The sequence below is a fragment of the Streptomyces sp. P5F9 genome, assembly GCF_057961495.1.
On record NZ_JBXVPZ010000192.1, the window covers coordinates 1 to 17,740 of the forward strand.

General features: G+C 69.6%; 17 protein-coding genes and 1 riboswitch. Of the genes, 9 read left to right on the forward strand and 8 right to left on the reverse strand.

Translation table 11 applies throughout. From position 1 onward, the window contains the following. Positions 1-748 (forward strand): ABC transporter ATP-binding protein (locus tag AC31A1_RS27305; RefSeq protein WP_489655871.1); only part of this gene is annotated, 748 nt, incomplete at its 5' end. Positions 749-827: 79 nt separating this feature from the next. Here the strand turns inward: AC31A1_RS27305 and AC31A1_RS27310 are convergent. Continuing rightward, positions 828-1,121, reverse strand: a complete 294-nt coding sequence (locus AC31A1_RS27310; RefSeq protein ID WP_489655872.1) for a hypothetical protein — start codon at positions 1,119-1,121, stop codon at positions 828-830. 171 nt (positions 1,122-1,292) lie between these two features. Between AC31A1_RS27310 and AC31A1_RS27315 the strand changes: the two genes are divergently transcribed. Both AC31A1_RS27315 and AC31A1_RS27320 read left to right on the forward strand, forming a co-directional pair. After that, the gene (locus AC31A1_RS27315) at positions 1,293-1,658 is read left to right on the forward strand and encodes a nuclear transport factor 2 family protein (protein ID WP_033280311.1); all 366 of its coding nucleotides are present in this window, start codon (positions 1,293-1,295) and stop codon (positions 1,656-1,658) included. Positions 1,659-1,916: 258 nt separating this feature from the next. Beyond that, positions 1,917-2,001, forward strand: a riboswitch (ZMP/ZTP riboswitch). Between the two features lie 21 nt (positions 2,002-2,022). Next, positions 2,023-2,871: a bifunctional 5,10-methylenetetrahydrofolate dehydrogenase/5,10-methenyltetrahydrofolate cyclohydrolase gene (locus AC31A1_RS27320; protein ID WP_489655873.1), complete on the forward strand. Its 849-nt coding sequence runs from the start codon at positions 2,023-2,025 to the stop codon at positions 2,869-2,871. Here the strand turns inward: AC31A1_RS27320 and AC31A1_RS27325 are convergent, their stop codons facing one another. Both AC31A1_RS27325 and AC31A1_RS27330 read right to left on the reverse strand, forming a co-directional pair. Further along, positions 2,872-3,771, reverse strand: a complete 900-nt coding sequence (locus tag AC31A1_RS27325; protein ID WP_489655874.1) for a CU044_5270 family protein — start codon at positions 3,769-3,771, stop codon at positions 2,872-2,874. It lies immediately after the preceding gene. Between the two features lie 87 nt (positions 3,772-3,858). Beyond that, a complete protein-coding gene (locus AC31A1_RS27330) occupies positions 3,859-4,380 on the reverse strand; it encodes an RNA polymerase sigma factor (protein ID WP_489655875.1) in 522 nt (173 codons plus the stop codon). Positions 4,381-4,485: 105 nt separating this feature from the next. Between AC31A1_RS27330 and ctaD the strand changes: the two genes are divergently transcribed. Both ctaD and AC31A1_RS27340 read left to right on the forward strand, forming a co-directional pair. Then, entirely contained in the window at positions 4,486-6,102 is a 1,617-nt protein-coding gene (ctaD, locus tag AC31A1_RS27335; protein ID WP_489655876.1) for an aa3-type cytochrome oxidase subunit I, read from the forward strand. A gap of 5 nt (positions 6,103-6,107) precedes the next feature. Continuing rightward, entirely contained in the window at positions 6,108-6,449 is a 342-nt protein-coding gene (locus AC31A1_RS27340) for a hypothetical protein (protein ID WP_489655884.1), read from the forward strand. A gap of 63 nt (positions 6,450-6,512) precedes the next feature. Here the strand turns inward: AC31A1_RS27340 and AC31A1_RS27345 are convergent, their stop codons facing one another. After that, positions 6,513-8,471, reverse strand: a complete 1,959-nt coding sequence (locus tag AC31A1_RS27345) for an RICIN domain-containing protein (RefSeq protein ID WP_489655877.1) — start codon at positions 8,469-8,471, stop codon at positions 6,513-6,515. Positions 8,472-8,640: 169 nt separating this feature from the next. On the opposite strand from AC31A1_RS27345, the gene AC31A1_RS27350 reads away from it, so the two are divergent. Beyond that, a complete protein-coding gene (locus AC31A1_RS27350; protein ID WP_489655885.1) occupies positions 8,641-9,867 on the forward strand; it encodes a glycosyltransferase in 1,227 nt (408 codons plus the stop codon). Here AC31A1_RS27350 and AC31A1_RS27355 read toward each other — a convergent pair. Next, positions 9,864-10,262: a VOC family protein gene (locus AC31A1_RS27355; RefSeq protein ID WP_489655878.1), complete on the reverse strand. Its 399-nt coding sequence runs from the start codon at positions 10,260-10,262 to the stop codon at positions 9,864-9,866. The two genes, AC31A1_RS27350 and AC31A1_RS27355, sit on opposite strands and share 4 nt — an antisense overlap. 107 nt (positions 10,263-10,369) lie before the next feature. On the opposite strand from AC31A1_RS27355, the gene AC31A1_RS27360 reads away from it, so the two are divergent. Next, positions 10,370-11,365 carry a helix-turn-helix transcriptional regulator gene (locus tag AC31A1_RS27360; protein WP_489655879.1) on the forward strand — a complete coding sequence of 332 codons (996 nt, stop codon included), beginning with the start codon at positions 10,370-10,372 and terminating at the stop codon, positions 11,363-11,365. On the opposite strand, the gene AC31A1_RS27365 is transcribed toward AC31A1_RS27360, so the two are convergent. Continuing rightward, positions 11,362-12,015 carry a TetR/AcrR family transcriptional regulator gene (locus tag AC31A1_RS27365; RefSeq protein ID WP_489655880.1) on the reverse strand — a complete coding sequence of 218 codons (654 nt, stop codon included), beginning with the start codon at positions 12,013-12,015 and terminating at the stop codon, positions 11,362-11,364. The two genes, AC31A1_RS27360 and AC31A1_RS27365, sit on opposite strands and share 4 nt — an antisense overlap. A gap of 164 nt (positions 12,016-12,179) precedes the next feature. Between AC31A1_RS27365 and AC31A1_RS27370 the strand changes: the two genes are divergently transcribed. Continuing rightward, positions 12,180-13,427: a YncE family protein gene (locus tag AC31A1_RS27370; protein WP_489655881.1), complete on the forward strand. Its 1,248-nt coding sequence runs from the start codon at positions 12,180-12,182 to the stop codon at positions 13,425-13,427. A 50-nt stretch (positions 13,428-13,477) separates the two neighbouring features. Here AC31A1_RS27370 and AC31A1_RS27375 read toward each other — a convergent pair whose 3' ends face one another. Both AC31A1_RS27375 and AC31A1_RS27380 read right to left on the reverse strand, forming a co-directional pair. Next, complete coding sequence (locus tag AC31A1_RS27375) at positions 13,478-15,334, reverse strand: cellulase family glycosylhydrolase (RefSeq protein WP_489655882.1); 1,857 nt, start codon at positions 15,332-15,334, stop codon at positions 13,478-13,480. 87 nt (positions 15,335-15,421) lie between these two features. Beyond that, entirely contained in the window at positions 15,422-17,389 is a 1,968-nt protein-coding gene (locus AC31A1_RS27380) for a GTP-binding protein (protein WP_489655883.1), read from the reverse strand. Between the two features lie 245 nt (positions 17,390-17,634). On the opposite strand from AC31A1_RS27380, the gene AC31A1_RS27385 reads away from it, so the two are divergent. Continuing rightward, on the forward strand, positions 17,635-17,740 hold a 106-nt coding region (locus AC31A1_RS27385; protein WP_489655886.1), incomplete at its 3' end, for an XdhC family protein.

Sequence of the window (17,740 nt, forward strand, 5' to 3'; positions counted from 1 at the left end):
GGCCGAACCCGCGGCCCTCGCCTTCGACGACGTCCGCTTCCGCTACGCCGACGACCTCCCCTACGTCCACCACGGCGTGACCTTCGAGGTACCGGCCCGGGGAATGACGGCGTTCGTCGGCCCGTCCGGCGCGGGCAAGACCACCGTGTTCTCCCTCATCGAGCGTTTCTACGACCCCGAGTCCGGCGCGATCACCCTCGACGGCCGGGACCTCGCGGACTGGGAACTGTCCGGGCTCCGGTCCGCCATCGGGTATGTGGAGCAGGACGCCCCGGTCCTGTCGGGTTCCCTGCGCGACAACCTGCTGCTCGGCAACCCGGACGCCGACGACGCCGCCGTCACCCGCGTCCTGAGGACGACCCGCCTCGACGGCCTGGTCGCCCGCCTCCCGAAGGGCGCCGACACTCTCGTCGGCCACCGAGGCACCCGCCTCTCGGGCGGCGAACGCCAGCGCGTCGCCATCGCCCGCGCGCTCCTGCGCCGCCCCCGCCTGCTCCTCCTCGACGAGGCGACCTCGCAGCTGGACGCGGTGAACGAGGCGGCCCTGCGCGACACCGTCGCCGATGTGGCCCGTACGACGACGGTCCTGGTCGTGGCGCACCGGCTGTCCACGGTGACGATGGCCGACCGGATCGTCGTCATGGACGCGGGCCGGGTCCGCGCGGTGGGCACGCACCGGGAACTGGTGACCGCCGACCCGCTCTACGCGGAGCTGGCGGCGACGCAGTTCCTGGCGACGGCGGGCTGATCCCGCGCAACGGCTGAGGGCCGCCCGTTTCCGGACGGCCCTCAGAAGTGTGCGCTCAGCAGATTCGATACCGCAGGCTCTATTCGACAGCGGGGAGGAGTCCCGTGACCGGCGCGGCCATGTCGGTGACCTGGTGCAGTTGCTGGAGGTCGTTCAGGTGGTTCAGCCCTTGCAGCTGACTGGCGACGCGCGGGACCTCGGCCCGGTGCTCGGCGGGGATCTCGCTCACCGCGAGCGAGTCCAGCAGGGCGACCGGGCTGACCTTGCCGTCCTTGAAGGCGGGCGCGTCGGCGGCGTTCGCCATCGGCGCGACGAGGCCGGTGACCCCGACGGCGAGACCAACGGCGGCGGCAATACGTCGTGTTGAGATCATGCCCTCAGCAACGCGGCCGGTCCCCGCGCGGTCACGGGTACCGGGCACCGCTCACCCGTGAGGCGGAGCGCGCCCCCCGGTTTGCCGACCACGGCGAGGCGGAGGAGTCTCGTAGGAGAGGCCCGTAGCGGCTCGCTCCTGTGTGGGCCGCGACCCTCCGAGGAGGTCACCATGGGCACTGCGGCACGCCCCGGCTTCGACTCCGAAGCCCTGCGCCGGGGCATCGAAGAACACACAGCGGCGACGCTTCTGTCGCTCTACGCGGACGACGCCGAGATCCACGTCGTCGACCACCAGACCCAGCCCAGTCACCCCAAGGTCCTGCACGGCCGGGACGAGATCGGCGCGATGCTCGCCGACGTCTACAGCCGCGACATGACGCACAAACTGGAGGAGTGCGTCGTACAAGGGGACCGGGTCGCCTACAGCGAATCGTGTCAGTACCCGGACGGGGCCCGTGTCCTCGCCGAGTCGATGCTCCTGCTGGAGGACGGCAAGATCACCCGGCAGACCATGATCCAGGCATGGGACGGCTAGCGAGACTGGTGCCGAAGGTCCGGATCAACACCCGTCTGACCTGGACCTTCTCGGCGACCACGGCACCCGCACGCTCCGCTGCGACTCGACGGCGGGCACCGGTCTCCGCAGCGGGCCTGCGAGCGTCCGCCACGCTGCTGGGGTCGGTGCTGCGAGCGGCACGGTCCCGCTCGCTTCCGCCGCCGCCTGCCGGTCGGACGCGGGGTTTCCGGCATGGCTGAGCGGGCCGGGGCTGTCGTAGGACTGTCGGTTAGGCTGTTGGTGGGCCGTGACTGGCGCTGAGGTGGAGCACCACCGTGGAGCGGCCCACGCGGAGTCGATGCCGTGCGCCTGGGCGATTGGTCAACCAGCTCAGGAGTGGATCATGTCTCAGGCACGGCTCATGGACGGCATCGCGCTCGCCCGGCGCATCGTCGAGGACACCGCTAAGAAGGCCGCCGACCTCACGGAACGCACCGGTACGGCGCCCTGTCTCGCGACGGTACTGGTCGGCGCGGACCCGGCCTCCGTCACCTACGTCCGGATGAAGCAGAACCGCAGCCGCAAGGCCGGCATCGAGTCCCGGCACGTGGAACTGCCCGCCACCACGACCACCGCCGAACTGGTCGCCACCCTCACCGAACTCTCCGCCGACCCCACGGTGCACGGCATCCTGCTCCAGCACCCGATGGGTGAACACATCGACGAGCGGGCCGCGTTCGAGGCGATCGCGGCGGAGAAGGACGTGGACGGCGTGACCTTCGCGTCGTTCGCGTCGATGAGCTTCGGCCTGCCGGGCTTCGTGTCCTGCACGCCCGGCGGGATCATGCGGCTGCTCGACGAGTACGACGTCGACCCGTCCGGCAAGCGGGCCGTCGTGGTCGGCCGCAGCGCGATCCTCGGCAAGCCGGCCGGCATGCTGCTCCTGGCCCGCGACGCGACGGTCACCTACTGCCACTCCCGCACCCGGGACCTCTCCGCGGTGGTACGCGAGGCGGACATCGTGGTCGCGGCCGTGGGTCGCCCCCGGCTGATCCGCGGCGAGGACATCAAGTCCGGCGCGGTCGTGATCGACGCCGGCTACAACGCGGGCAACATCGGCGACGTCGACTTCGAATCCGCCGCCGGACGCGCCTCGTTGATCACGCCGGTGCCGGGCGGCGTCGGCCCGATGACGATCGCCACGCTCCTGGAACAGACGGTGACCGCCGCGGCCCGGCAGCTCGGGGTGTGATCAGCGCGTCCACGCGCTGTAGTCCATGACGTCCCCGGCCTTGACGCCGTACTCGGGCTGGTCCTTCGTGAAGGTGCTCTCCATTCCGAGGACGGCGCCGGTGGCCGGGTCCATGATCAGCATCAGGCGGGTCGCGGACTGCTGATAGACGTACGCCTGCCCGTGCCGCCCGAGCCGGTCGGTCACCTCCCCCACCGGCCGCAGCCCGTCCGCCCCCGCGAGCAGCCGCGCCAACGCGGCCGACTCACGCGCCCCGAGCGTCCAGTGGTCCAGCAACTCTCCTACGGCCGACAGGAGTTCGGGCGTGGTCAACGGCGTCTTGCTGTACGCCGTCTCCTGGAGGTACGCCCGCAGTCCCGCCACGTCGTGCGGCGGCCGGGCATCGGGCGGGACATCGCTCCAACTCGGCGGAAACGTCGTCTCCTTGAGGACATGCCCGTCCTCGACGACACGTTCCGTGTGACTGTCGTCCGCGTTCCAGCGCACGATGCGTTCCTCGGGGATGGTGACCGGCGGCTTGTCGTCGGACATACCGAGACTCCAGGACTGCACGTGAGTCCCCCTGCGCAGAGCGGGAGTTCCGTCGACCGCGGTCGCCACGGCGAGGGCGGCGAGCTGCTTCAGGGACACGGGCGTGGAGCCCGCCTGCACCGTCAACGCGCGCGGCGCCGCCACCGCCGGCGTACTGCTCGGCCCGCCCACCACCAGGGTGAGCACGGTCGCAGCGACGGCAGTCACGGCCGCGAGGCCCCACAGCATCCGGCGCCGCCGTGAACGCCGTTCGTGCAGCAGCCGGTTGAGCCCGCGCTCGGCGCGATGGTCAAGCGGCCCATCGCCATAGAGGGGCCCATCGCTGGTGAACGGGTTGGCGTTACGCAGGAGTTCAAGTTCATCAGCCATGGCGATGTTCCTCCGGGACGACTGTGGCGCCCCAAAGGGGCGCGGGGAACTGCGCGACCAGCCACGACGGCGCCGCAGAATACTCGATCAACGCCCCGCCCCTCCAAGCACCACGAGGCGATCGATCTCCGCTCTCAACCTCCGCCGCGCCCGGTGCAACCGCATCGCCGCCGCCCGCGAACCGCACCCGAGGACGACGGCAACCTCGTCCACCCCCAGTTCCTCCCACGCCGTCAACCGCAGTAGCTCCTGATCAGCCGGCGACAACCGCGCCAACGCCTCATGCACCCACGCCCCGGGCGCATCCACATCTGGCCCGGCCACAACCTGCCGACCATGCGCGCTCTCGTCATTGCCCAGCCGGTCGACAAGCCGACGCCGACGCCCGTACCCCCGCACCGCGTTGGCCAGGCAGTTCCGGGCCACGCCGTACAGCCAGGGCAACGGCGCCGGCGGCAGATCCGCACGGCGGCGCCAGGCGACGGTGAAGACCTCCGCCACCACTTCCTCGACCTCGCTGCTCCGCCCGTCCAGTCGCCGCGCAACATAGCGGCTGACCGCCCAGTAGTGCTCGCGATAGGCAGCGGCGAAGTTCTCGTCGTTGCTCATGTCCCGTTCGTGTCCGGCACCGGGGCGATCGTCACACCCGATTTCGTGATTCTCCTCGCGTCAGTCGAGTGTGACGTGCGGGCGGTGCGCGGACACAGGCGGGGCGTGAGAGACCTCAAGAGCATCAAGTGGCTGACGACCACCGACCACAAGACGATCGGCACGCTGTATCTGGTCACGGCGTTCGGGTTCTTCTGCATCGGCGGCGTGATGGCGCTCCTCATGCGCGCCGAACTCGCCAGACCCGGCCTGCAGATCATGTCCAACGAGCAGTTCAACCAGGCGTTCACGATGCACGGCACGATCATGCTGCTGATGTTCGCGACGCCGCTGTTCGCCGGCTTCGCCAACTGGATCATGCCGCTGCAGATCGGCGCCCCGGACGTCGCCTTCCCCCGCCTGAACATGTTCGCCTACTGGCTCTACCTCTTCGGCTCGACCATCGCCGTCGGTGGCTTCCTCACTCCCCAAGGCGCGGCCGACTTCGGCTGGTTCGCCTACAGCCCGCTGTCGGACGCGGTCCGCTCCCCCGGCATCGGCGCCGACATGTGGATCATGGGTCTGGCGTTCTCCGGCTTCGGCACGATCCTCGGTGCGGTCAACTTCATCACCACCATCATCTGCATGCGCGCACCGGGCATGACGATGTTCCGCATGCCGATCTTCTGCTGGAACGTGCTGCTGACCGCCGTCCTCGTTCTGCTGGCCTTCCCGGTCCTCGCCGCCGCGCTCTTCGCGCTGGAGGCGGATCGGAAATTCGGGGCACATGTCTTCGACGCCTCAAACGGCGGGGCGTTGCTGTGGCAACACCTCTTCTGGTTCTTCGGCCATCCAGAGGTGTACATCATCGCCCTGCCGTTCTTCGGCATCATCTCCGAGGTCATCCCGGTCTTCTCCCGCAAGCCGATGTTCGGCTACATGGGACTGGTCGCGGCCACGATCTCCATCGCCGGCCTCTCCGTGACGGTGTGGGCCCACCACATGTACGTCACCGGCGGAGTCCTCCTGCCGTTCTTCTCCTTCATGACGTTCCTCATCGCCGTACCGACCGGCGTGAAGTTCTTCAACTGGATCGGCACGATGTGGAAGGGGTCCTTGAGTTTCGAGACCCCGATGCTCTGGGCCACCGGCTTCCTGATCACCTTCGTGTTCGGCGGCCTGACCGGCGTCATGCTCGCCGCCCCGCCCATCGACTTCTCGACCTCCGACTCGTACTTCGTCGTCGCCCACTTCCACTACGTCGTGTTCGGCACGGTCGTGTTCGCGATGTTCTCCGGCTTCCACTTCTGGTGGCCGAAGATGACCGGCAAGATGCTCGACGAGCGCCTCGGCAAGATCACCTTCTGGACGCTGTTCATCGGCTTCCACGGCACCTTCCTGGTCCAGCACTGGCTCGGCGTGAACGGGATGCAGCGCCGGATCCCCGACTACCTGGCGGTGGAGGGTCTGACGACACTCAACACGGTGTCGACGATCTTCTCGTTCCTGCTGGGCCTGTCGTTGCTGCCGTTCTTCTACAACGTGTGGAAGACGGCGAAGTACGGCAAGAAGGTCGAGGTCGACGACCCCTGGGGCTACGGCCGCTCACTGGAGTGGGCTACGTCCTGCCCGCCGCCGCGGCACAACTTCGTCTCGCTCCCCCGCATCCGCAGCGAGTCCCCGGCGTTCGACCTCCATCACGCCGATATCCCGGCCCTGGAACGGGAGTTGACGCCCCGGTGACCGCGATGGACGAACACCCCCTGGACACCGGAGCCTTCCTCAACGACATCGAGGGCCACCTGCTGATCGCCGCCGCCCACGCGGAGGGCCGTACGGCCGCCGCCCGTTTCACGGCACGGCTCGACTGGCTCACCGACGGCCAACGGGGCGAGGTGGAGCGGCAGTTCGAGGCGGAGTACCTGGCCCTCACTCGGCTGTCGTGGCAGCGCACGGCCGAGCGGGGCCGTCAACTGCGGGACGAGTACGAGGAGACGTATCGGCGACTGCGGCAACGCGCCCTCACCTGCTGCCTGTTGGTGTGCGCCCTGCTCGCGGCGACGGGTCTGGTCACCGTCGCGCTCGCTTAGGGACGCGGGTCCCGCCGGGCCTGACGACCGGCGGGACGATGTGCCGTTCAGAGGCCGGTGCGGCTAGGTCAGCGTCCACTTCTGGTTGGTCGCCGTGCCGCAGGTGTACAGGATCAGCAGAGTGCCGTTGGCCGTGGCGGCGCCGGACGCGTCCAGGCACAGGCCCGCGTTGACGTTGGTCAGGGTGCCGTCGGAGTTGGCGGTCCACTTCTGGTTGTTCTGGCCGTTGCAGTCCCAGATGACGACCTTCGTGCCGTTGGTGGTGCCGTTGTTGTAGGCGTCCAGGCACTTGTTGCCGTAGACCACGAGTTCCTTGCGGGAGGTGTACGTCCAGGCCTGGTTCTGGCCGCCGTTGCAGTCCCAGATCTCGGCCTGGGTGCCGTTGGTGATGGTGTTGTTGTAGACGTCGGCGCAGCGGCCGGACTGGGTGCCGACGACCAGGGAGCCGTTCGTGCCCGGGATCGGCTGGACGTTGATCGTGCCCAGGGTCGGCAGCGAACTGCCCGTCAGGGTGAGGGAGTTGGCCGATCCCTTGGACAGGTTGGCCTGCACCGAGACCGTACCCGCGCTGGAGCCGGTCGGCGGGAAGGAGACCGTCGTCGCGGTCTGGCCGTTGACCTGGAGGCTGCCGGTGACGGCGGTGGAGCCGGTGTTGGTGTAGGTCACGTCGACGACGTTGAGGCCGGTGCTCGCCGCGCTGACGCCGGTGTACTTGCCGGTGGAGGTGGCGGTGTAGTTCGTGCTCGCCGCCTCGGTGCCGCCGCTCACCTTCAGCATCACCGAGCCGCCCGCCGGGACGCCAGTGGTGTAACTCGTGCCGTACGAGCCGAGGTTCGACTGGGCCCAGAGGTCGCGGACCGTGGCGGAGGCGCTGGTCAGGCCGAGGTCGGACCAGCGGACGGTGATGTTCTGGGCGGAGGAGGTGCGGTTGAGCAGCACGACAGCGCGGTTGCCCGTGCCGGAGAGGACCTTGCCGTAGACCTGGAGGCCGGTGGTGTCCTCGGCGACCTTGACGCCCTGGAGTCCGCGCGCGTCCTGGTCGACGGCGACGACATCCGAGTTCTTGAGGATCGCGGCGGTCTCACTCGTCATCGTGGTGAGGTCGTTGCCGGCGAGCAGCGGGGCGCCGGAGATCGCCCACAGGGCCATGTGGGTGCGGTTCTGGGCCGCCGTGAGGCCGGACATGCCGACGGTGAGCATGTCGGGGTCGTTGTAGTAGCCGGTGTGCTGGGCGGCCGGGTGCAGGGTCTGGTCGAAGTTGGAGAGCACGCTCGCCTGGGACGCCGTGCCGCCGTAGTAGTAGATGTCCGTGCTGGTCCGCCACATGGGAGCGAGGCCCGGGGCCCAGTTCCAGGGGTTCTGGTAGCCCCAGTTGCAGATCGAGAGGGTCAGCGCGCGGCCGGTGCTCGCGGTGGCCTTGGTGACCGAGGCGCTGATCGCCTTGTACGCCGTCGCCGCGTCGAGGCCCTCGGCGTCGCCGCCGCACCAGTCGACCTTCACGAAGTCGAAGCCCCACTGGGAGAACTGGAGCATGTCCTGGTCGTAGTGGCCCTCGCTGCCGGTGTTCGCGGCGGCGGGGCGGCCCGTCGGGTAGTAGTAGCCGCAGCCGTTCGCGCCGGCGTCGGTGTAGATGCCGGCCTTGAGGCCCTTGCTGTGGATGTAGGCGGCGATGGCGCTCATCCCGCCGGGCCACTCGCTGGTGTCGACGGTGATGTTGCCCGCGCTGTCGCGGGTGCCCTGCCACCAGCCCTCGTCGATGTTGATGTACTTGTAGCCGGCGGCCGGGAGGCCCGCGGCGACGAACGCGTCGACCTGCGCCTTGATGACGCTGTAGTCGATCTTCGAAGCGAAGCTGTTCCAGGAGGCCCAGCCCATCGGGGCGGTGGGCACGGCGATCTGACGCGTCGTCGAGGCGACCGGGGCCGCTTGAAGGGGGTCCGCTGGGGCGGGTCTGCTGACGAGAAGCAGGGTGAGCACTGCTGCGGCCATCGCCAGGGCACGCAGGACGGGGGTGCGGAACATGCGGCTCCTTTGCCGATATTTCGAACCTGGATCGGGTCGCCGAACGAAACGGCGCGCTGAAAGTAGAGCCAGCCGGGGCCGAAGTCAACGGCTGTGACACGAGGGGCAGTTGACATCCCCCACCCGTCGGCCACCGGACGCGATACTGACCGTCGTGCGCGTAGCGATCATGACAGCGGGATCCCGGGGCGACGTGGCCCCCTACACCGGACTCGGGCACGCCCTGGTCCGCGCGGGCCACGAGGTCACCCTCGTCACCCACGCGAGTTTCGCGCCCCTGGTGGCGGGCTCGGGCGTCGGCTTCCATCCTCTTCCGCTGGATCCCCGAGCCGAGTTGGAGTCCTCGCGGGGGCGCGGGCTGCACCGCAGCGCCTCGGGCGGGGGCAAGTTGCTGCGGGTGGTCACGATGGCGCGGGCCCTGGTCGGGCGGATGACCGACGGCCTCCTGACGGCCGCGCGGGCGAGTGACGTGCTGTTGCTGTCCAGCTCGTTGGGGCCGCTGGGGCATGCTGTCGCCGAAGGGCTGTCGTTGCCGAGCATGGGCGTGTACCTCCAACCCCTCGCGCCGACAAGGGAGTTCGCGCCGCCGGTGCTCGGGGGCGGCTCCTGGGGCACGGTCGGCAACCGGATCGCCGGGCGCGGGGTGAACCGGGCGGTGGAGTACGTCTTCACCACCGCCGTACCGGAGGTCCGCTCCCAGCTGGGCCTGCCCCGCACCCGCCCCGGCGCCGCGCTCCGGTCCCGGGAACGGCACGACTGGCCCGTCCACCACGGCTTCAGCCCGCTGATCGTGCCCCGCCCGGCCGACTGGCGCCCCGGACTGACGGTGGCGGGCTACTGGTGGCCGTACGACGGCGACGCCCAACTCCCGCCGGACCTACGGGACTTCCTCGACTCCGGTCCGGCTCCGGTCTTCGTGGGGCTCGGTAGTGCCACCGTGCCCGATCCGGAGCGGCTGAGCGCCGAGATCGTGCGCGCGCTGCGCCTGGCCGGGTTGCGCGGGGTGGTCCAGCGTGGCTGGGGCGGCCTCGAAGCGGCCGGTGACGACGTCCTGACCGTCGGCGAGGTCCCGCACTCGGCACTGTTCCCGCGGATGGCGGCCGTGGTCCACCACTGCGGCGCGGGCACGACCGCGGCCGGCCTGCGCGCCGGGGTGCCTGCCGTGCCGGTGCCGATCCAGTTCGACGAGGGCTTCTGGGCCGCACGCCTGGTCACCCTGGGCGTGGCTCCCGCTGCCGTACCGCTGCGCGGCCTGACCGCCGACTCCCTGTCCGCCGCGCTCGTACGGGCCACGCGGGAACCCGCCTTCGCCGAGCGCGCGCGAACTCTCGGCGCCCGGGTGCGCGCCGAGGACGGCGTCGCGCCCGTACTGGCCGCACTGGGCGCCCTGCGCTAGCTCTCCTGCCGCGCCACGGCCTCGGGGGTGACCGGCGTGAAGAAGTTGATCAGGTTGCCGTCGGGGTCCCGGAAGAGGAGCGAGCGGTTGCCCCAGGGCATCGTCGTCGGCTTCTGGACGATCTCGCAGTCGAGGGGTGCCAGGCGCTCGAACTCGGCGTCGACATCCGCCACACGGAACTCGGTGATCACCGAACGGTTGGCGGCGGGTTGTGCGGAACCGGTGCCGAACAGGGCCACGGTACGGGTGCTGGCGATCGCCAACGTGCAGGCGGGCGTGACCAGTTCGGCGAAGTCGGGGGTCGACCACGTGGCCGGGACGCCGGTGACCTGTTCGTAGAAACCGGCGAGACGGGCGACGTCGTCGGTGATGACGCGGATCGAGACGAAGTTCATGGCAGCTTCCTGTCAGAGGTCGTGAGCGGTGCCGGATGAAGAGGCGTCTCCCACGCTAGGACCGATACCGGACAGCTTCCGCCCGGTATCCGAGGCAGACTGCCGGGGTGACCACATCGACCGCCCGCGTGCTCGCCCTGCTGGAGATCCTCCAGGGCGGCGGCCTCCGCACCGTCCCCGACCTGGCCACCCGCCTCGGCGTCGACGAGCGCACGGTCCGCCGCTACGTCGGCCATCTGCTGGAACTGGGCGTGCCGGTCGACTCGGTGCGCGGTCGCTACGGCGGCTACCGGCTCGCCTCGGGCTATCGGATGCCTCCGCTGATGCTCACGGACGAGGAGGCCCTGGCTGTGGTGCTCGGGCTGCTGGCCGGCCGTAAAGCGGGGCTCGTCACGACGTCCGCCGCCGCGAGCGAGAGTGCCACGGCGAAACTGCTGCGGGTCCTGCCCGCCGCCCTGCGCCGACGGCTCGACGCCCTGCTGGACACGGCCGACTTCACCGCGCGGCCCCGTACCTCCACCGCCCCGGAGACGGGGGTACTGCTCGAACTCGCCGAGGCCGCGCTCCATCGGCGGCCGGTGGCGATCGGCTACACCGACCGCACGGGCCGCGGCAGCGACCGTACCGTCCTGCCGTACGGTCTCGTGGCGCACGCCGGGCGGTGGTATCTGACCGGCGCCGATCCTGCCGACGGCGAGGTCCGCACCTTCCGCCTGGACCGGATCACCGCCATGAGCGTGCGGCCGGGCTCGTTCGCCGTCCCGGACGAGTTCGACCCGGCGGCCACGGTGCTGGACAGCCTCGCGCGCACGCCATGGACGCACGATGTGTCGCTGCGCGTCCGGGGCAGCGTGCGGCACATCCGCACGCAGCTCCCGGCCGAGATCGCGACTCTGTCCACGGTACCGACCGGCGATTCCGAGGCCGGCGAAGGCGCCGACTGGGTCCACGTCCGGATCCGGGCCGAGCGGCTGGAGTGGATCCCGCCGGTCCTCGCCGCCCTCGACCGCCCGTTCGTCATCGAACGCCCCGCCGCCCTGCGCGATCTCGTACGCGCGCTCGCTCGCCGCCTGAACGAGCACGCCACGGACGACTCGGTCTAGGGCTTCCAGCCGGGCGGCTGCATGATCCCGAGGAGCTGTCGGACCAGTTCCTCCACGACCTCGTCCAGCGTGGCGTCCACCCAGCCCGCGCTCCAGTCGTGGAGCAGGCCGTTGACGCTGCCGATGAAGGCCGCGGCGGCGACCCGGTAGTCGCGCCGCGCCGCCTCCCCGCGCTGCGCGGCGGCCCGTGCCTCGGCGCAGATGAGGTTGATCCAGCGGGCGCGGCGGGCCAGCCGCTGTTCCTCCAGCCGGGCACTGACGCCGATGATCTCGACGAAGGTGATGCGGATACGGCGCGGATCCACGGTGACGTTCGCGGCGTACGCGTGGAAGATCGCCGTGGACCGCTCGGCGAGCGGAAGGCCCTCCGCGGATTTCAGGGCAACGAGTACGGCTTCCTCGGCCCAGCCGTTGACCTGGAGGTGGAGGGCGGCCAGGACGTCCTCCAGGCTGCGGAACTCCTCGTAGAACTGCCGGGTGGACAGTCCTGCGGCCTCGCTGAGGGCGGCGACGGTCGTGGCGCGGTAGCCGGGTGTGTCGCCGAACAGCTGGAGCGCGGCGTCCAGGAAGCGTCCGCGCCGCTCGGCCTGCCGTTGCTCGGCGGACTTGCCGCCGTAACGACCGGTCGGCGCCTTGAGCCTGCCCACCACTGTCACACCCCTGTCTTGTCGACCATCGGCCAATCTTGTCGTGTCCACAGTCTTGCGGAGAAGGGGGTCCGTCCTTACTTTTCAGTAAGTTAACTCTGAATCCGCGCGTGTTCAGATTCCTTCACCCCACCCGGCACCCGCTCACCTCACAGAAGAGAGCAGTCATGCCTGCCTTCAGACCCAGGCACCTTTGCTCCATGGCCGCCGCCCTCGTCCTGACCGTAGCCGCTCCCGCGACGGCCGCCACAGCCGACTCCTCCGCCGCTCTGCGCGAGGTGCTGTTCGTCGGCAACAACTGGGACGGCACCGCGGACGTCATCAAGTCCACCGGCGACTTCGCGAAGATCGGGGAGATCAACATCGTCCCCGACAAGGCGGCACGGCTGGCGGAGATCAACGCCGATCCGATCAAGTGGATCTACTACACGTCCATCCACAACGAGGTCGGACAGGGACACGACCAGTACGTGGACGACATGTACTCCACGCCGGACGGCAAGTCCCTCGTCGTCTCCCGCCCCAGCTTCGCCGACGTCGTGTCGATCAACCTGGCCACCGACACCATCAACTGGCGTTTCCCGGTGGCCGGTTACCGCGCCGACCACATGGCGGTCTCCCCCGACGGCACCCGCGTCGCGGTCTCGGCCTCGACCGCGAACAAGGTGCAGGTGCTGGACATCGACACCGGCGCCGAACTGGGTGAGTTCGCCACCGGCGACAAGCCGCACGAGAACTTCTTCACCAACGGCGGCAAGTACATCTGGAACATGGCGATCGGCGAGGTCACCACCTCCCTCGACGATCCGGCCTGGGACTGGACCAAGGGCGACCGGCACATCACCGTCGTCGACGCCACCACGTTCAAGCAGGTCAAGATCATCGACATGCGGGACCGGCTGGACGCGATCGGCCTCACGAACTTCTCGGACGCGGTCCGCCCGGCCGCCTTCACGCCGGACTGGTCCAAGCTGTACTTCCAGGTGTCGTTCTTCAACGGCTTCCTGGAGTACGACGTCGCCACCGACAAGATCACCCGCGTGAAGACGCTTCCGGCCAACCCCGCGACCAGCACCGACCGCACCACCTGGCTGCTCGACTCGCGTCACCACGGCATCTCGATGAACCCCGACGGGACCAAGCTGTGCGTCGCCGGGACGATGGACAACTACGCGACAGTCGTGGACCGGGCCACCCTCCAGGAGGGCCCGCTCGTCACGGCGTCCACGCCGTACTGGGCGACCGTGAGCGGCGACGGCAAGGACTGCGTCATCTCGGAGGCCGGCGCCGACCAGGTGACGGCCATCGACTTCGCCACCGGGCAGAAGGTGCTCTCCGTTCCGGTGGGCGACCATCCGCAGCGCGTACGACTGGGTCATGTCCAGGCCGACTGGACGAGCCCGCCCGCGAGTTGAACGACCGTCGACGGCACCGGTCCCCGAGGGGACCGGTGCCGTCGCGTTTGTCAGCTGTGCGCTGCCGCCCACGTGGCCAGTTCTGACTTGGCCGCGCTCAGCAGCGTCGAGGAGGGGCTCGACGCGCCGTTGGTGATCAGGGCGTAGTGCAGGGTTCCCGAGCCGGTGGCCGAGAGCAGGAGGCGGTGGCTGCCGGTGCCGCCCGGTTCGTTGGCGTAGCCGATCGGGGTGGACGACGTGTACGCCGGGACCCCCGAGATCGCTCCCAGGTCGGAGACCACGGTGGTGGACGCGGCCGGGAAGGACGCCGGGAGGTGGAGTTCGGTCGGGGCGGTGGAGCTGTTGGAGCGCCACATCAGCAGGCCGTACTGGCCGGAGCCGACCAGCGAGGACACGTTCGGGAGGGTGCTGGGGACCGGGTTCCAGGTCAGGGTCGTCGAGCCGTCGCGGGAGCGGTCCTCGTAGGTGAAGGCGACCGTGGTGCCGGCGGTCGCGCTCGGGTAGATCCGGTCGAGCAGCCGGGCGTCCTGACGGAGTGTCACCGTTCCGGAGTCGGTCATGTTGACGGCGGAGAGGTCCTCGTCGTTCCAGGCGTCACCGGAGGTGAGCACCTTGTCGGGGTTGTCGTTCATCAGCTCGCTGTGGCGGCCGTTGTAGATGTCCCACTGCCACTGCGTGCCGGACAGGACCGGCCCTGAGCCCGCCGGGTTGGACCACCAACTCGCCCCCGGCAGGCGGGAGTCGAGGGCCTGGTACATCGCCTTGAGTACGGTGGGCGCCTTGCCGGAGACGGTCCCCGACAGCGGATGCCCGAACTCGCTGACGACGGCCGCGGTGCCGGCCGCGGCGGCCCGGTCCCGGACGGTGCCGAAGTCGGTCGCGTACTGGCCGTCGGCCGCGTTGCCCCACATCAGGATGCCGGAGATCGCCTTCTGGTCGTAGAAGTGGGTGTTGAACACGTACCGCGAGCCGAGCGTGCCCGCGTCGAGGAGTCCGCCCTCCTGCACCTGGCTGGAGATGTTGGAGTTCCAGAAGAGGTTCGGTTCGACGAGGGCGGGCTTGGCGCTCCAGCCGGCCGCGTCCATCCGCGCCCGGAACTTCACGTAGAACGGCCAGAGCAGGTTCTGTTCCCAAGTGCGGCTGGTCTGACCGGAGTCGTAGGTCCCCGCGAAGGGCTCGTTGTACGGGTCGAAGCCGACGACACCCGCGAACTCCTCGGTGGTGAGGTGCTGTTGGATGTACGTCATCGTCGACTGCGCGGTGGCGAGGAAGGCGTCCTGGACGCCGTAGTTGTTGTGCCAGAAGTCGTACTGCGCCTTGGTCACGGCCGCGTTCTGGGTGATGTTCTGACCCCAGAAGAGGCAGATGCCGCAGGACTCCTGCGGGTAACTCCCCAGCGCCACGGCCCACTTGGGGGCGCCGTCGCCGGTGTACCAGCTGCCGCTGTTGAACAGGTACTTGGAGTAGAGGTCCTGATGGAAGTCGGGGTAGACGCGGATGCCGGCGTCCAGGAACGCCTGCATCTGGGCGGTGGCGGCGGCCAGGTACGTGGTGTCGACCTGGCCGCGTACGGGTTCGGCGTAGGCCCAGGAGAGCAGGAAGCGGACCGAGTTGCCGCCGCCGAGGGCGCGCAGCGCGGTCGCGGACTTCTTCGCGTCGGCGACCGAGGCGAAGGGGAGACCGTCGTTCTCCGCCAGTTTGGTCTCACCGGAGACGTTGTAGCCGCGCAGCACGACCTGGCGGCCGTAACTGTCCACGAAGCCGCCGTTCTGTACGGTCAGCGCCGAGCCGTCGAACCAGAGGGAGTCGGTTGGGGTGGCGGCGGTTGCCGGCCCAGCGCCCAGCACCGACAGGAATCCGCAGAGGACAACCAGGACAACGATCCAACGCGCCCGGATATTCGTCATGTCCACTACAGTCCGGTGATTTCCGGACACTGTCAACACTTCTGACTCACGAGTAAGTCTGCGCGGCGCAAGCCCTGTTGACAGATTTCAGGCCACTCGACGTGTCACGTTCAACAGATACTCCTTCCTGTTCAGCGGGTTATGGTCGGTGCGCGCCCGTTCCGGAACGATCCCGTGCGCGACGGGCGCGTAGTGGTCGAAGGCGCTCTCCCACTCGCCCTCCCCGCGTGTCAGCCCCGGCAACTGCCGCTCCAGCGCGTGCACTTGAGCCGTCGGCACCTCGCCCTCCAGTACACAGAGCGACCCGTGCGTCTCGGTGGTCTGCGGTACGGCGCGCAGCGCGGCCAGCACCGGCAGCAGCGCGGCGAGGGTGTCGGCCGGGGCCTCGACGCGGAACCGGTGCATCGGCTCGTGCACCTGGCTGCCCGCCCGCCGCAGCGCCTCGACGAGGACGAGCGGGGTCAGTCCGCGGAAGTCGGCGCCGGTGCTCGACATGCTCTTGTCGAAGCCCTGGTGGGCGTGGCTCTGCCGGGGCGAGTAGCCGGAGTGCGTCATGGTGACCACACAGTCGGTGACCCGCCAGCCGTGCAGACCCTGGCCGAGCGTCTCGCGCACGGTGTCCTCGACGGCCTTGAAGAAGGCGTACGGCATCGCGCCCAGCTCGACCTCCAGGCCGAACCGAACGCCCGAGCCGACCGGTCCCGGGTCGATGCGCAGACCGACCGTGGCGAGGAAGGGGTTCGGGTCCTTCTTGTTGAACTCGACCGCCGAGCCGGTGCCGATGGGCCTCTCGATGCACAGCGGAGTCGTCTCGCGGAACGTGACGTGCACCCCGAACTCGTCGGCGAGCGTGGCCTGGACGACCTCCTTCTGAACCTCGCCGTAGAGGGAGACGGCGGTCTCCTGGCGCACCTCGTCGTGGCGCAGGCCGATCAGCGGGTCCTGTTCGGCAAGCTGGGTGAGTGCGAGGTGCAGGGTGCGGCGGTCGGCGTCCGGGCCCGGGACGACGACGGTTTCGAGGGTCGGCGGCGCGAAGAAGTGCTCAACCGCCTTCCTGGGTACGCCGATCGAGTCCCCGATCCTGATCTCGCCGAGGCCCCGCAGCCTGCCGATCCGGCCCGCCGGGACGGAGTCGTGCTCGACGTCCGTACCGTGGTCGAAGACGCTGATCGCGGTGACCTTGCCCTCCTCCCCGGCCTCGCCGAAGGTGATCCGGTCGCGGGTGCGGAGGGTGCCGGAGAACAGCCGTGCGTAGGCGACCTTCTCGCCCGCCGGGCCGCGCTCGACCTTGAACACCGTTCCGGAGAGCGGGCCTTGGGGGTCGCCTTCGGCCGGGGGCAGCAGTTCCTTGATGCCGGTGATCAGCGCGTCGACCCCGGCGCCGGTGATGGCGGAGCCGAAGTAGACGGGGTGCACGAGGACTTGGCGGGTCTGGGTGGCGAGGGCCCTGCGCAGGAGGTCGTAGGACACGGTGTTCTCGACGTACGCGGTGAGGAGGTCGTCGTCGTGCTCGGCGAGGACGGCAGGTGCGCCCGGGCCGAGTCCCGGCACGAAACCCGCCTCCCGTGTCCCGAGTCCCTCGACCGAACCCATGGGCACGACGGCCGCCCTGAGCCGATCGGAGATCGCCGGGAGGAGGTCGTCGTCACGTGCCCCGCGCCGGTCGACCTTGTTGACGAAGAGGAGCGTGGGGATGCGCAGCCGCTGGAGTGTGCGCATCAGGATGCGGGTCTGCGGCTGGACGCCCTCGACGGCGGAGACGACGAGGACCGCCCCGTCGAGCACGCCGAGGACCCGCTCCACCTCGGCGATGAAGTCCGGGTGACCGGGGGTGTCGATCAGGTTGACGGTCACGTCGTCGACCGGGAACGAGACGACGGCCGACTTGATGGTGATGCCGCGCCGGCGCTCCAGCGCGAGGGTGTCGGTACGGGTGTTCCCTGCGTCGACGCTGCCGATCTCGTCGATCACTCCGGCCGAGTGCAGGAGGCGCTCGGTCAGGCTGGTCTTACCTGCGTCTACGTGCGCGAGGATCCCGAGGTTGAGCAAGTGCACCTGGTGTCATGTCCTTTGATGAGGGGGGCCTTCCTTCCTGGGTGGACACGAACGGTGCGCGCATCTCAGTGCTCCTCGGTCGTCGCTGACTCGTCTCCGGTAGTTCAGCAGGGGCGGGGTTACGGTGGCAACGGATTAACGCTGGGCGGGAGGTGTGGCCGGGTGGGCGCGTGGCGCTCCGGCGCAGGCCAGGGCCCGGATGCGACGCTTGCGCCGTCCGGCAGTGGCGGTGACAGGAGCCGAGCATGCGTGACCTTCTCCCGGTGCTGAGCGGCTGGTACGCCGCAGACGCCCCCTTCGGCCTGGCCACGGTGGTCGCGGTCAGCCGTAGCGCGCCGCGTGATCCCGGCG

Bases quoted from the DNA above. Each gene is read 5' to 3' on its own strand.
- AC31A1_RS27320 (WP_489655873.1), top strand. From the start codon at position 2,023: ATGTCTCAGGCACGGCTCATGGACGGCATCGCGCTCGCCCGGCGCATC.
- AC31A1_RS27375 (WP_489655882.1), bottom strand. From the start codon at position 15,334: ATGACGAATATCCGGGCGCGTTGGATCGTTGTCCTGGTTGTCCTCTGC.
- AC31A1_RS27310 (WP_489655872.1), bottom strand. From the start codon at position 1,121: ATGATCTCAACACGACGTATTGCCGCCGCCGTTGGTCTCGCCGTCGGG.
- AC31A1_RS27345 (WP_489655877.1), bottom strand. From the start codon at position 8,471: ATGTTCCGCACCCCCGTCCTGCGTGCCCTGGCGATGGCCGCAGCAGTG.
- AC31A1_RS27350 (WP_489655885.1), top strand. From the start codon at position 8,641: ATGACAGCGGGATCCCGGGGCGACGTGGCCCCCTACACCGGACTCGGG.
- AC31A1_RS27370 (WP_489655881.1), top strand. From the start codon at position 12,180: ATGCCTGCCTTCAGACCCAGGCACCTTTGCTCCATGGCCGCCGCCCTC.
- AC31A1_RS27315 (WP_033280311.1), top strand. From the start codon at position 1,293: ATGGGCACTGCGGCACGCCCCGGCTTCGACTCCGAAGCCCTGCGCCGG.
- AC31A1_RS27330 (WP_489655875.1), bottom strand. From the start codon at position 4,380: ATGAGCAACGACGAGAACTTCGCCGCTGCCTATCGCGAGCACTACTGG.
- AC31A1_RS27325 (WP_489655874.1), bottom strand. From the start codon at position 3,771: ATGGCTGATGAACTTGAACTCCTGCGTAACGCCAACCCGTTCACCAGC.
- AC31A1_RS27340 (WP_489655884.1), top strand. From the start codon at position 6,108: ATGGACGAACACCCCCTGGACACCGGAGCCTTCCTCAACGACATCGAG.
- AC31A1_RS27355 (WP_489655878.1), bottom strand. From the start codon at position 10,262: ATGAACTTCGTCTCGATCCGCGTCATCACCGACGACGTCGCCCGTCTC.